Source organism: Anabaena azotica FACHB-119 (assembly GCF_014697625.1).
In the GTDB taxonomy this organism is placed as follows: Bacteria; Cyanobacteriota; Cyanobacteriia; order Cyanobacteriales; family Nostocaceae; genus Trichormus; species Trichormus azoticus_A.
The window spans coordinates 86356-100376 of record NZ_JACJSG010000030.1; the positions used below are offsets into that span (position 1 = coordinate 86356).

The following is a 14021-nucleotide window of genomic DNA, read 5'->3' on the forward strand; positions in this document are numbered from 1 at the left end:
CTAGAATTTCGTCCTTATTGTCCTTTGACTATTTTTAGATGACATCGGCTAAATTTGATAATTTGAGATTTCGGTCAGTCATCGCCAACAAGCTGTAATCAAGTTCGTAGTGAGGACTTTAGTCCTCACTACATACCTACATAAAAAATTAGAGACGGGAACTTTCCCGCCTCTAGTTTTGTTAACTCTGTTTTTTACAAAAATTAAGATTTATGCTTACATCAGATACAAGAGGACAATAAGAGGTTTTCAAACCTGTTCCCTGTCCCCTGTCCCCTGTTTCCTGCTACTTTTATTGCAAAGCTGCTAAAAGACCGAAAATTCCTTTTCCTGTAAAGACTTCTAAGGCAATTAATGAGATAAAACCAATCATTGCCAAACGACCATTGAGTACTTCTGCATAAGGTGTGAACCCAGTGCGATCGCCTTGTTCATCTACATATACTTTTGGCTCAATCGCAAAGTTGTTCATCAAGCCTTGGTCGTCAACTATGGCATTGTTTGTACGCATTTAACTTTCCCCAGTTTGGTATCTTATTAAGTAATGTAACAAATATATGAATAATTGTAAAGTACTTTAATCTGCCTAAAGAGATAATCGGTCAATAGTCAACAGTCCATAGTCAATAGTCAACAGTCAACAGTCAACAGAACCTGATAACTGATAACTGTTAACTGTCAACTGTAATTAAGCATTGACGATATAAGGTGAATCAATTGCTGCTACACGGTCAGCATCTACTAAAGCTTGATAAACTATCGCCACTACCTCTGCACGTGTAGCATCGCGGGTAGGGTTGAGTTGTTTGACATTGGGATAGTTAACGATAATCCCTTTTTCTATGGCTTTGGCTATCTCGTCTTTGGCGTAATCTGGAATTTTAGCTTGGTCTTCAAATATTTTGATAGCTTTGGCGACATCACCCGACAAGCTGAGTCCCAGTCCGTTGACTAGTGAGACTATTACTTGTACACGTTGGATATTGTCATTGGGACGGAAGGTATTATCAGGAAAACCAGAAAGGAATAGACCTTGGTATGCTTGTTGAATCACCTTAAATGCCCATAACTTTTCCGGTACATCTTTAAATCTAACTACAGCCCGATTTGGTGATGGGTTGAAAGCTTTTACTAGTAAGGCTGCATATTGCGCCCTTGTCATTGTTGCATCTGGTCGGAATGTACCATCTGGAAAGCCGGTAACTATACCTTGTTGGACTAACTCCCGAATAAATGGTGCAGCCCAATGATTACCAATATCTTTTAATTCTATAGGTGCAGGTGTTGGTGTGGGTGTTGGTGCGGGTGCAGGGGTTGGTATGGGAGTTGGTGTTGGTACAGGCGCAGGTGTTGGTGTGGGTGTTGGTACAGGCGCAGGTGTTGGTGTGGGTGCGGGTGTTGGTACTGGTACAGGCGCAGGTGTTGGGGTGGGTGCGGGTGTTGGTACTGGTACAGGCGCAGGTGTTGGTGTGGGCGTGGGTGCGGGTGTTGGTGTGGGAAGTTGACTAACTATTACCTCTACATTTCCTGCAACTTTGGTTGCATCTATTTGATTACCTGTGGAAACCAACTTATTGGAACTAGTACTTTGCAAATCAAACTTGGCGTTATTGCGGAAAATATTGCCGCCTGGGCTGTTAGTTTTACCGATATCCGGTAGGGCGCTACCAATGACTGTCAAACCATCGTCAGTATTATTTTCTATGAGATTATTACGCAAAATAGGACTAGCAGCCCCAGAAATGATGATTCCCGAACGGTTTTCGTAAATTCTGTTATCTGCGATGGTGGGTGATGCGGTATCACTAACAGCGATACCAAAGCCAGTTTTGAAGCAAGTGTTACCTTGAATTTGTCCTTTGGAGTTTTTAGCGATCGCAATTCCATTAGCGGCATTCTCTGTAAATACATTACCAGTAATTACAGGGTTAGCATCGCCTGTAGCAAATACGCCTTCGCGTTTACAATTAATCAAGGTAGAATTAGCCACAGTCGCCGTAGTTGATTCTATCCAAACACCACTACCACGGCTAGCGGGATTTGTCACAGTTACGCCGCGCAGTTGGGAGTTATTTAACAGTACAAAGGTAACATTTTGCCCTGCAAAAGTACGGCTGAGGTAGTTACCACTACCTTCAATTAAAATATTTCTACCTTTGTTGGCTTCATTTCCTACTATCTTGAAAGTAGATGGAATCGTCAGAGGGAAAACTTCACCACTTGCAGCATTGTAATTACCTTCCGCCAGTTGAATTGTCGTATCAGAAGCGGAGACTTTCAGGGCTTGGGTAATTGTTTTGAATGGGGCTGACTGGCTACCGGGGTTAGTATCATTGCCTGTAGCGGGATTCACGTAAAAAGTTTGCGCCATATTTATACCATTGAGCAATATATAGCCATCCTAGCGCTAACCTTGAGGATAGATGGCGATCGCTAAAATTTGCAACATTGACTACCAAATAAGCTAGAGATATTCCAGAAATAGGGGTATAAGGGTATAGGGGTTTAGGGGTGTAGGGGAAAGACTAACAGCTAAATTCTTCCCTCACACCCTCACCACCCAGTATCAACAGACAAACTATTTGCATTAGTCCAAGTTGATTCGCTAGGCTATTGGTAATCCTGTTACTGATCTGGCTTGCTATGGATTTTGAAAGCAAAACCACCGCCCCGACTGCTACAGATAATGTAGAATTTAGGCGATCGCTTACAAGTCGTCAGCCATTAGAAATTTTGCGAAATACTGAGGCTTTACTACGTCGCCCAACTGTTGCAACGCTAACCCCAATTTTACCTCCCAAATTGAGCAATAGCTTACAGGCAGCCTCTACAGTTGCAGATGAATCTTTACAAGAATTAGCCAAAATTGACCTTGAGGAAATTAGCGACTGGGAATTGCGACCTGCGAGAATTTTTATCGGGTTAAGTTTTGTCGGTTTTGGTGCGTTGATAGTGCTAGTGCTGGTACTTTATTTGAACACCCTACATCCAGAATTAAATACTGTTGAGCAGATTCGCCAATACTGGTATCAATATATTTGGTTTGTCAACTTGGGTGTAGCGGGGATGTTTCTCTTAGGTCGAGAAGCAATGCGTCCTCCATATCAAAAACAATCAGTTAAGAAATAAGACAAGTCTCAAATTAATCAATGTCTTTGAGATTATATAACAAAGAGGATTTATCAATTGGTAACTTGATTTAAATTAAGAGGAAAAGGAAAGGTAAAAACCTCGCACCTTATACGCGACCTATTCATCCCTTTCCCCTTTCCCCTTTCACCTTTCCCCTCATTTTTAATATGAACCAGGATGCTTTCATTTTTCCCCCAGGGTCAAAAGTTTCTCTCCGAAAAAATTATGACCCAGCTTATCAGGATGGCTATCACGAAAAAGCTGATGCAGCCCAAAAACTACAAGAGAATATCCAACAACTAGCTAAATATCAAGATACCCTCTATGCCCAAAATACTTACGCCTTGTTGATTATCTTTCAAGCAATGGATGCTGCTGGCAAAGATAGCACGATTAAACACGTAATGTCTGGTGTAAATCCCCAAGGATTTCAGGTGTTTAGTTTTAAAGCTCCTAGTGATGAAGAATTAGACCATGATTACCTTTGGCGTGCAACAAAGGCTTTACCAGAACGGGGACGTATTGGTATATTTAACCGTTCATATTATGAAGAAACACTAGTGGTTAGAGTACATCCAGAAATTTTAAAAAAACAGAGTCTTCCTCAAAATTATAAAGGTAATCAGATATGGAAACAGCGTTTTGAGGAAATCAATAATTTTGAAAAATACTTAGTCAATAATGGTGTTGTTGTTCTTAAATTCTTTTTAAATGTTTCTAAAGATGAACAAAAGAAACGTTTTTTAGAACGCATTAAATACCCTGATAAAAACTGGAAGTTTTCAGTCAATGATGTGCGTGAACGAGCTTTTTGGGATGATTATATGCAGGCTTATGAGGATGTTTTTCAGAATACGAGTACAAATTATGCTCCTTGGTATATTGTCCCTGCCGATCGCAAATGGTATTCACGTCTAGTAGTATCTGATATTATCTGTAGCAGATTACAGCAGCTAAACCTCAAATATCCCACGGTCAGCGAAGAACATTACCAAGAACTTTTGAAGGCTAAAAGTATTTTGGAGCAAGAAGATTAATTAATAGCTAAATAGGTTAGTAGTCAACACTCTAGCCACAATAGTAGGGTGCGTCAGATGTGAAAAATCCTCTAATTTGTACGAAATTATTGGGGCTGACGCACCCTCCAGTTAGTTTGAATATGACACTTGCGTAAGTCCTATAGTAATTACATCAATTATCAGTTATCCGTTCTGACGGCGTATGGTGGCGGAAAAACAAGCGCCAAAATACGCCCTCTAACAATTGATGTGGTGTTTCACCAAGGTATTTAACTGATAACTGATAACTGTTCACTGTTAAAAGTCCTGATTATAACTTTGGAATGAGGCATAGCGCCTATAAATCTTGATAAGATAATATGGTTAACAGGTACAGCAAATGTCAAGTATATGCGGTCTACTCTAGCTTTCTATAAAATTGAAAGTAACTAGCAAATTCTACTTTTGTAGAAAGAATTATGCTGTATTTCATAAATAAGAGTATATATATATGATATTGATAATTTATGATTAGTTAAGATAATATATTAAATTAAATCATTTTATTAATAAAATAAACAAAACAACTCTACCCTAAGACAGAAAAATAAGTCATGTAAGGATATTTTTCTGTGGGGTATCTTCAAGATTTCTTCACATTTTTTTGATAAAGTTAAATTGGAGTCAAGGTATTTATTACTTTAACTCTTAATTCCTTGAGCAAGAGTAAAGGGAAAAGCTATGGATACTGCTGTCAAATACGATATTGAGGTTATCAAGGATGAAGCGCGTCTCCTTATCGCTAAGGGGCTTGTGAATCGTCAACAACCAATTTATGCTTTGTGTAAATATATTCCAGAGCGCGACTGGGCTTTTTTTGAATTAGAGTTAGAAAAAAACGAATTTTTGCTCAGAGATAGAGTTATTGACTTGTTGAGTCAGGAAAAATGGGAAGAAGACTAAACCTATAATTAACAATTCAAAATTCGCGCATTCAAAATTCGCGCATTAAAGACATTTTGCCTACGGCACGCTACGCGAACAGACGGGGATTTAAACCCCGACTGAAACTGATACTACGTATAGACGTAGGGGTCTTAAACCCTTTTATTTACGATAAAACTTGTTTCCTAAATTGAAAACGGGTTAGGGAGTGCAAAGGACGACTGTTTTAGAGTAATCACAATAAGACTTATTCCGGCATAGCTTATTTAGCAGGATATGCCGTTTATTTATAAATTCTATATTCAACCTCATCAAGAAGATGACCACTCTTATTAATCTGTTGAAACTCACGAAATACCTTACCCCCAATACTTTCTGCAATTTTCCGACTGGGGATATTTCTTTTATCAACAGGGTAGGATAGATAATTATATTTCAAATTTTTATCCACCCAATTTTTAAGTACATAAACTGCTTCTCTACCAAAACCATGACCATGAGCGGATTTTTTGAGCCAAATTCCTAACTCCGGTGTATCAGTGTTAATAGCACCAACTTCGCAAATTCCTAAAAACTCTAAACTATCCTTCTTAAGAATCACCAATACTAGGTTGGTGTGATTTTCTCGTTGTAAAATCATATCTTTAATGATATTTTCAGTTTCACCAAGACTGGAGGCTGGTTTCGGATACATAAAAGTGGTAATTTCACTTGTAAATTCTCGAAATACATCTTCTGTATATTCCAATAAAATCGGTTGTAAAATCAGTCTTTTAGACTCTAAACTTACTTTTCCTAGATTCTCCATAAGTGACAATCTTTATTTTTTGCTTTTCTGAGATATTTAATATTTTTAATAAAAAAGTAAAAGTAAGCAATGGGCAAGAAACAGTTAATGTAATCTATAAATAGTTGATTCAAAATTGCAGATACTGTGAAAAGCCCTCGCGTTAGTCGAGGGTTTAAAAAAGTAGATAACAACTCACGAAAGGTGTAGGCACTGAATTATTAAGGGCATAAATGTAGCCCATTGTTAACACTGACTTAGACCGAAACATCTTGTAAAGCTACCCATCCATTAATAGTTTGACGCTGACTGATAGAGTCAAAGTTATGGGACTGTTGTTGGTTGTGAAAATTGTGAGAAAACCTCTCGACCATAATTCCCGTGAAATAAACAGGCGTATTTATGGAAAACACTGGCATATCTTGCCAGCAGTGGCGACAAAACCAGTGAATTTGTGCATCACTGCGTATATGCGGCAATAGTAACCTAGAACAGCAAGGACAAGTAATCATATATCACATCCTTCCTTAAAAGGAATTGCTAACATCATTCAAGTCGATTGACAATCGTATTAATATTTAAATCTATCTTGAGAATAGTTGTTGAATGTGAGGATTTGTGAACAAAATTATAATTAAAAATAATTTGTAATATTACTACATAATTTAGGGACTAAAGGGTTGAACAGCAACACCCTCGGCAAAATACTTAATTTTTCGTTTTCCTGGGTAAGTGTTAATAACTACCTATAAACATGAGTGTAAGACTTGAATCAGTTATCAGTCCTGACGGCGCATGGTGGGGGAGAAAGAAGCGTCAATACAGCTTTTTTCGGTAACACACAGAACAGGTTGAGAGAGGCTAGAATAATGTACCTCATCCAGATGAAAAGTGCTTTGCTACAAGTCTTACTGTCCCCTACCATATGCTGACTCCCGCCTATCTGCAACTTAGCAATGTTCTACAAACTCTCACCGATATTCCCAGAGATGAACTTGCGAAATTAACCTGCATCTTCCAGCCACGAACCTTAAACACTGGTGAGTTTTTGATACGTGCGGGGGATATTCCCTCGCAAATTGGCTTTGTTGTTTCTGGTATTTTACGTCTCTACTACGTCAATTCTGTAGGTACTGAGTTTACCAAATCATTTTGTTTAGAAAACCATTTTGTTACTGCCTATAGCGCATTAATTTTAAAACAACCTGCGCCATTTTTTATTGAAGCTTTGGAAGACTCATCATTGTTAGTTGCAGATTATAGCCAGTATCTACAATTATGTGCAGAAAATTCATGCTGGCAGACAATTAATCATAAATTCGTTGAGGCTTTGTATATCAAGAAAGAGAAACGCGAGGCGGAGTTACTTCTTGATGATGCAACAACAAGGTACAAAAATTTTTTGCTGGAGTATCCTGATTTAGATTGCAGAGTTAAGCAATATCACATTGCATCTTATTTAGGGATTTCACCTGTATCTCTCAGTCGGATTCGGAAAAATCTTCAGCTTAATTAACATAAGTTAATGACTGCGCCATTGTTCCAGATTAATTTGAAAAAAATGTTTGGAAATGCGATCGCACTCACAATGGTCAAGACAAAAATTCCCCCTTTTCTCCTTTATACAGGCTTTTTGGCATTTTTTGGCTTCGGAGTCCTAAATCCCATTTTACCGACCCTGGTGGAGCTTTATGGCGGCACAGCTTGGGAAGTTGGGTTGCTATATGCCTCATTCTCACTAGCCCAATTTTTGACATTACCGGGAATGGGCTGTCTGAGTGATGTTTACGGGCGGCGATTTATGATGCTGGTAAGCCTGTTTGGGGCTAGTTTGGGATATTTCATCTTTGGCGTTGGGGGTACATTAGGCTTACTATTTACGGGATGGGTGATTGTGGGATTAACCGATGGTACTGCAAGTATGGTGTTTGCAGCGATCGCAGATACTACCACCCATCAACAACGAACCCGCGCTTTTTCCTGGGTGAGTGCGATGATTGCCATAGGGTTAATTATCGGCCCCGTTTTGGCTGGGGTACTGTCTGGCATTGATCCTAGTTTACCCTTGTATTTTGTGGCGATCGCTTTTTTTATAGCCTTGGTATGGGGTTATTTCGCCATGCCAGAAACTTTACCATCATCACAGCGTTCTCCCAAACCTAGTTTTGCTCAATTGAATCCCTTCACCCAACTGCAAGCCAGTTTAACATTACCGCATCTGCGCTGGCTGATGTTGAGCTTTTTCATCGTCAATCTGGCTATGTTTGCACTCATTTCTAACTTACCTGCTTTAGCAAATGAGCAATTTAACTGGCAAGCATCACAAATTGCCCCTTTATTTGCCCTATTTGGTATCATCAGCGTAGTCGATCAAGCAATAATTATTCCCTGGTTATTGCCCAGATGGGGCGAAAATCGCCTGGCATTTTTGGGTGCATTAATTACCAGTTTGGCTTTTAGTTTGTATGGTGTGTTTGCCATCACTGGTTCAGTAATAGTCATCTACATAGGTATTGTACTGGTAGGAATTGGACAGCCCCTAGCAGAAACAGCCTTAATTGGATTAATCTCCAAAACTGTGAGTGAAAAAATTCAAGGACGGATTAACAGCAATATTCAAACAGTACAAGCTTTAGCCAGAATGATAGCACCATTGTTAGCAGGTTGGTTATATCATCTTCATCCAGCTACACCTTATTGGTTGTGTGTACCCCAACTGCTACTGGCTGCGGTTGCTGTTAATTTATCGGTAAAAAAATCACCCATGTCAACTCACAGCAACACAGTTTTAATTACTGGAGGTTCATCAGGAATTGGTTTAGCATTGGCAAGAAAATTCCTGCAAGCGCAAAATACAGTGATTATTACTGGGCGCGATCCCCAGAAATTAGCTGCTGCAAAAGAAATATTACCTGGGGTAATTACGGAAGTTGCTGATATCACAGATTTACATCAGCTACAACAGTTAGTTAAGCGCTACTCAAATGTCAATATTCTAATTAACAATGCTGGGATTCAATATAACTACGAATTTGTAAATTCAGAGATCACACCAGAGTTAATTGAGACAGAACTACATACTAATTTAATCGCCCCATTGCAATTGATTAAACTAATGTTGCCTCATCTGCGGACAAAGCCCGAAGCTGCTATTATCAATGTTTCCTCTGGCTTGGGACTAGTACCGAAACAAACTGCGCCTGTCTACTGCGGTAGTAAAGCTGGACTGCATATTGCCACTAAAGCCTTAAGATGGCAATTGGAAACAACATCTGTTAAAGTGTTTGAGATTATCGCGCCTTTAGTTGATACACCCATGACTCAAGGACGGGGTAAAGGGAAAATATCACCCGAAGCCCTAGTAGATGAATTTTGGCATAATTTTACAAGCGATCGCTATGAAATGCGTATCGGTAAAACTAAACTGCTGTTTTTCCTCCAGCGCTGGTTTCCCCAAGTAGCCGAGAAGATTCTCCGACCAGGACTGTAGTTGTGCTAAGGTAAAAATCAGGCTGCATCGTCTTTGACAACAAAATTCTGTTATAGATTAGGAGAGAAGCACACCGCTTGCAAAATTGACCAACAAATTAGGATGGTTGTGATGACGAGCAAGAATCAATTTGTTGTATCCGTAATTTTGAAAAGCGCATTAGTCTTTTCGCCTTTGCTGCTGTGTGCTGATATTAGCCCTGTACAAGCTACAGCATCCACCTCACAACAACAAATAGTTGCTCAAGCACTCACAAATAAAGAAAGAGAAGAATTAACAAGGTTGCGTGCAGAAAAAAGAGATAACACAAAAATCCAAGCTGATCTTGAGCAACGCTTTAATCGTACAACCATCCTCTTCAATATCTGGCTAGTGCTTCTCAGTTTATTCCCCATTGCCATCATTGCTTTATTTTGGCTATTGCGGCGAGTAGCCATTCGGGAGATTGTCAATAGAGCAATGTCCCAGTTTGAGGGAATAGAAAAACTAGAAAGTCAGTTAGTCATTGTTAAGCAAGATGCGGAAAATCTTATCCAAGATGTAAAAAGTATCAATCGACTATTAGAAAGAGAAACAGAAACTCTACAGCAAAAAATTCGACTTGAACAAGAAAATTTATCTATTTTTACCTCTGAATTACTACAAGAAAAAACTGATAATTTCGCACAAATAACAGCAGAGATTACTAAGTTTCAAAGCAAAATAGAAACTTTAGTCGTGGAATTTGCCAATAAATTATCTCAATCTGAGTTAGATACGCAAAAGCAAAGAGATATAACTTTAGAAAATATAGTCAAGCTAGAATCACTATTGAATCATCAACTGACAGAAATACAAAAAGAAGCCGAGAAACACCAGCAGATAGCTTTAGGAAATATAGATACTGCCAAGGTTGAATTTGATAATCATCTATTAAATTTACAGGCGGAAATTCAGCAACAAAAAAATAGTCTGGTTGATAATATCACTCGCTGGCAATTAGAATTACAGGGAGATTTACAAAAAGAGAAAGACATTCAGCTAGGGAAGATTCAAGAATTAGCAAATGCTTTTAATTCTCAGGTCGCTGAATTGCAACTAGTAGCACAGAATGATAAAAATAACCTGAATGATATCTTACATCAATGGCAGTCAGATGCACAACTGGAAAAAGATAGAGTTTTACAAAGTTTAGAAGAATTGCGGAAATTATTCCAGGCTCAAGTATCAGAATTACAGCTACAAAATGGGCAAGAATTAATCCAATTACAATCAGAGTTTGCATCATATCTATCTGAATTAAAAACCACTGCTGAAAGTAATAAAGAAAGAATCATCGAGAAGTTAGAAAAATCTGGCACAGAGTTTGTTTCCCAGTTTTCAGAATTACAATCTAATACTCAACAACAAATTCTAGAAAGAATAGAAAAACTAGAAGCGGAATTTGTCAATCAACTCTTTCAATTACAGTTAGATGCTCAACAACGCAAGGATGCAATTCTGCAAGAGTTAGCAGAAAATCAACCTGCTGTGGTAACAGAAATACAACCAATACAAGAACCTCAGCCGGAAGAATTAACAGATGAAACTAAACAGCTAGAAGTCAGATTTGATGAATGTATTGCACAGGGAGATAATCTATTTTCTCAAAAGCGTTATGAAGAAGCGATCGCCTATTACGAACAAGCTGTTAAAATCCAAGCTAACGATGCTGTCGCTTGGTTTAAGCTGGGTCTTACCCTAGCAAAATTAAAACGCTTCAAAGATGCAATAAAATCCTACAATCAGGCTATTAAAATCCAACCAGACTATCATCAAGCTTGGTGTGATTTAGGTGTAGCCTTTGGCAATATCCGCAGACATAAAGAAGCATTCGCCGCCTTTGATAAAGCTACGCAAGTTAAACCAGATGATGGAGTTGCTTGGTTAAATCGCGGTTTGGCGTTGATAGAACTGGAAGAATACGAAGATGCGATCGCCTCTTTTGACAAAGCCTTACAATTCCCACCTAATTCCCCTAAAATCTGGGATAAACGCGGATACTGCCTAGTCAGATTAGGACTTGATGATGAAGCAATAATTGCTTTTGATAAAGCACTAGAAATTAAATCAGACTACGCCAGTGCTTATTATAATAAAGCTGCTTGTTATGCCTTGCAACGAGAAGTTAACTTAGCTTTAGCCAATCTACAACAGGCAATTATTATCAATCCTCGATATAAAGAAGATGCTGCAACTGATATAGATTTTGATGAAATTGCAGATAATAAACAATTTCAACAACTAATTTCAGACAGTGGAGAGCTAGAGGTTACGTGATGTAACTTATCAGTTAGTAGTAGCGTGGCAAGCTTAAAATGTTGCATTAATTAACCACAGAGGCACAGAGACACAGAGGTTAGAGAGGAAACTTATTGCACTATTTTAGCCTTGCCACGCTACTACTAGCGTGGCAAGACTAAACTTGTGCATTAGCGAAAAATTTATCATCTTGTTCATCTGCGTTCATCTGCGTTCATCTGCGTTCAATTTTTTCCAAATCTATTGCCACATTTTAGCCTTGCCAGTCCACTACGGTGATTTTTACCAAAAATCAAAAAAGAATGCGACAGACAGATTATTTAGGAATTTATTTACATCCCTAAAGCTATCCACTTGTCGCCAAGATTTATTATGAATCAATTGTCAAATTAAACCTTCTGTTTCAGCAAACTTTCGTAAGCGTGGTAAACACTGACGTTGATAGAAACTACTTAAAGTGGGGATTGGTAAGCCAAATTGCTCAGACAATTCTTTCCAACTCACTTCGGGGGGTAAGCGCTTGAGAATTAGCACCTGACAGTTCACATCAGGACGGCCTTTAATATGAGTACTGCGTAGTTCTCCACTTGAGTCTGTATTTACCCAAGTTTCTAACTCGTCCAGAATAGGGGGTGATTCGGGCGCAGCAGCCAAATTCTCAACAGGATCAATAACTTCACTACTGTCACCTGATTTAGATTGGCGGACTCTTAGAGATACTGTTGTCGCTTGTTCTTTGTTCTGGTTGAGGTAAAAGTCCTGTAACCTACGCTTTAGATATGCGTTTAACCAGGTAATCACACTACCGTAGGTAGGATCATACTTTTGTCCTGTCAAACCTTCACAAACGTTGCGACAAAAATACAACCAAGTTTGTTGCAGTGCGTCTTGATAGTAAGAGGTGTTTTCTCTCCAAAGTTTACGGGAAGTCAAGCGAATAATTTGTGTGAGCAGCTTTTGACGCTGGGGGCTTCCGGGTGGATGTCCGCAGGCTTGGGCAACTAAGCAGCGTAGCTGTTCATCAAATTCAACCATAATCATCTGAGCGAAGAAAGCAACAAAGCGTTAAAAGCAGCAAGAATATATTAGTATTACGTGTCACAATGCTCCAGAGGATACATCTGTATCGTAATGTTACCTCTGAACTAAGAATATAGGCATAAATAAGTAATAAGTACTGAGTGAATTAGAAAACTTAATACTAAAGAGCCTTTTCGCTTCAGTAGGAAGTGGGGAACAAGCGGGAAAAGGTAAAAGGGGAAAGAGAGAAACCTTTTCCCTTTCCCCTTTCTATGGACTAATGACTAATAACCAGGACTTACGCAACTGGCACATGGGCTAGTGGACTGGCAAGGCTAAAATGTGGCAATAGGTTTGGATAAATTTGAACGCAGATGAACGCAGATGAACGCAGATGAACAAGATGATAGATTTTTCGCTAATGCACAAGTTTAGGCTTGCCACGCCACTAGTAGCGTGGCAAGGCTAAAATAGTGCAATAAGTTTCCTCTCTAACCTCTGTGTCTCTGTGCCTCTGTGGTTAATTAATGCAACATTTTAAGCTTGCCACGCCACTAGGGTGCGTCAGATGTGTAAAATCCTTGAATCTGTACGAAATTATTGGGGCTGACGCACCCTACAGTTACTTTGATTATGACACTTGCGTAAGTCCTAATAACTAATGACTAATGACTTTTAATTACTCAGGAATCACTGGACTCAAGGGATCTAAAGGACTTGTAAATACAAAATAAACAACCCCAGCCCCCAAAATCATCACAGCTAGGCTAAAAATAATTACCCAACGATCTGCCGGTTCGTAAGTATCTTCCTCGATATCACGACGCACAGTAAAATAATGCCCTGTTGATAGCCATACTGTGATCAGACCTACCAAAGAGAATACTAAACCTAACTTCCAGCCAGTACCAGGACGGGGGACTAAGGGTACTTGAAATGACCGTAAACGCACAATCACAACCCCAAAACCTAATAGGGCTATCCCTGTTCGCATCCAAGCTAGGTAAGTGCGCTCGTTTGCTAAATGATCACGGACTCTTGACGGATTTAATTTTGCCGCCTTTTTTTTCTCTTGTAGTTCTTCTGTATTTTTTGGCTTTAACAGCATCAACAATTCCCTGGTAATCAAGGAGGCTTTTCTTCCCAAAATAGCAGAATAACGGCAAATATCTTTCCAAATAATCTGCCACGGGTAAGATAGTCGCACTCGCAAGAAATATTTATTTTGTTTACTCATTTTTCAAATTTTATTTTAACGGGACTTAAACAAAACTAGAGAGCAAAAAGGGGTATAATGTTTAACTAGCATAGGTTTCACGTTAAAAAAAGCTCATGAAAGAAACCACCCCCGCAGCCATGCCTCCATGTT

General features: G+C 39.0%; 13 protein-coding genes. 6 read left to right on the forward strand and 7 right to left on the reverse strand.

Going from position 1 to position 14021, the window contains the following annotated elements:
• Positions 1–292: 292 nt before the first annotated feature.
• Together H6G83_RS21175 and H6G83_RS21180 are read right to left on the reverse strand one after the other, a co-directional pair.
• Positions 293–511: a chlorophyll a/b-binding protein gene (locus tag H6G83_RS21175; RefSeq protein ID WP_190475946.1), complete on the reverse strand. Its 219-nt coding sequence runs from the start codon at positions 509–511 to the stop codon at positions 293–295.
• Between the two features lie 177 nt (positions 512–688).
• Positions 689–2371 (reverse strand): DUF1565 domain-containing protein, encoded by a 1683-nt coding sequence (locus H6G83_RS21180; protein WP_190475947.1) that lies wholly within the window; start codon positions 2369–2371, stop codon positions 689–691.
• A gap of 272 nt (positions 2372–2643) precedes the next feature.
• On the opposite strand from H6G83_RS21180, the gene H6G83_RS21185 reads away from it, so the two are divergent.
• Complete coding sequence (locus H6G83_RS21185; RefSeq protein ID WP_190475948.1) at positions 2644–3129, forward strand: hypothetical protein; 486 nt, start codon at positions 2644–2646, stop codon at positions 3127–3129.
• Positions 3130–3299: 170 nt separating this feature from the next.
• The gene (locus H6G83_RS21190; protein WP_190475949.1) at positions 3300–4169 is read left to right on the forward strand and encodes a polyphosphate kinase 2 family protein; all 870 of its coding nucleotides are present in this window, start codon (positions 3300–3302) and stop codon (positions 4167–4169) included.
• A 154-nt stretch (positions 4170–4323) separates the two neighbouring features.
• On the opposite strand, the gene H6G83_RS36000 is transcribed toward H6G83_RS21190, so the two are convergent.
• Complete coding sequence (locus H6G83_RS36000; RefSeq protein ID WP_277876389.1) at positions 4324–4446, reverse strand: hypothetical protein; 123 nt, start codon at positions 4444–4446, stop codon at positions 4324–4326.
• Between the two features lie 425 nt (positions 4447–4871).
• On the opposite strand from H6G83_RS36000, the gene H6G83_RS21195 reads away from it, so the two are divergent.
• Complete coding sequence (locus tag H6G83_RS21195; RefSeq protein WP_190475950.1) at positions 4872–5093, forward strand: DUF4327 family protein; 222 nt, start codon at positions 4872–4874, stop codon at positions 5091–5093.
• 265 nt (positions 5094–5358) lie between these two features.
• On the opposite strand, the gene H6G83_RS21200 is transcribed toward H6G83_RS21195, so the two are convergent.
• Both H6G83_RS21200 and H6G83_RS21205 read right to left on the reverse strand, forming a co-directional pair.
• The gene (locus tag H6G83_RS21200; protein WP_190475951.1) at positions 5359–5883 is read right to left on the reverse strand and encodes a GNAT family N-acetyltransferase; all 525 of its coding nucleotides are present in this window, start codon (positions 5881–5883) and stop codon (positions 5359–5361) included.
• Positions 5884–6119: 236 nt separating this feature from the next.
• Entirely contained in the window at positions 6120–6374 is a 255-nt protein-coding gene (locus H6G83_RS21205) for a hypothetical protein (RefSeq protein ID WP_190475952.1), read from the reverse strand.
• A 413-nt stretch (positions 6375–6787) separates the two neighbouring features.
• On the opposite strand from H6G83_RS21205, the gene H6G83_RS21210 reads away from it, so the two are divergent.
• The 3 genes from H6G83_RS21210 (at position 6788) to H6G83_RS21220 (ending at position 11650) form a co-directional block, all read left to right on the forward strand.
• Positions 6788–7378 (forward strand): Crp/Fnr family transcriptional regulator, encoded by a 591-nt coding sequence (locus H6G83_RS21210; protein WP_190475953.1) that lies wholly within the window; start codon positions 6788–6790, stop codon positions 7376–7378.
• Between the two features lie 9 nt (positions 7379–7387).
• Positions 7388–9352: an MFS transporter gene (locus tag H6G83_RS21215; RefSeq protein ID WP_190475954.1), complete on the forward strand. Its 1965-nt coding sequence runs from the start codon at positions 7388–7390 to the stop codon at positions 9350–9352.
• A 111-nt stretch (positions 9353–9463) separates the two neighbouring features.
• The gene (locus tag H6G83_RS21220; RefSeq protein ID WP_190475955.1) at positions 9464–11650 is read left to right on the forward strand and encodes a tetratricopeptide repeat protein; all 2187 of its coding nucleotides are present in this window, start codon (positions 9464–9466) and stop codon (positions 11648–11650) included.
• A 366-nt stretch (positions 11651–12016) separates the two neighbouring features.
• Here H6G83_RS21220 and H6G83_RS21225 read toward each other — a convergent pair whose 3' ends face one another.
• Both H6G83_RS21225 and H6G83_RS21230 read right to left on the reverse strand, forming a co-directional pair.
• Positions 12017–12667 carry a sigma-70 family RNA polymerase sigma factor gene (locus tag H6G83_RS21225; RefSeq protein WP_190475956.1) on the reverse strand — a complete coding sequence of 217 codons (651 nt, stop codon included), beginning with the start codon at positions 12665–12667 and terminating at the stop codon, positions 12017–12019.
• 664 nt (positions 12668–13331) lie between these two features.
• On the reverse strand, positions 13332–13889 hold the full coding sequence (locus H6G83_RS21230) for a YidH family protein (RefSeq protein WP_313936651.1): 558 nt from the start codon (positions 13887–13889) through the stop codon (positions 13332–13334).
• Positions 13890–14021: the final 132 nt, after the last annotated feature.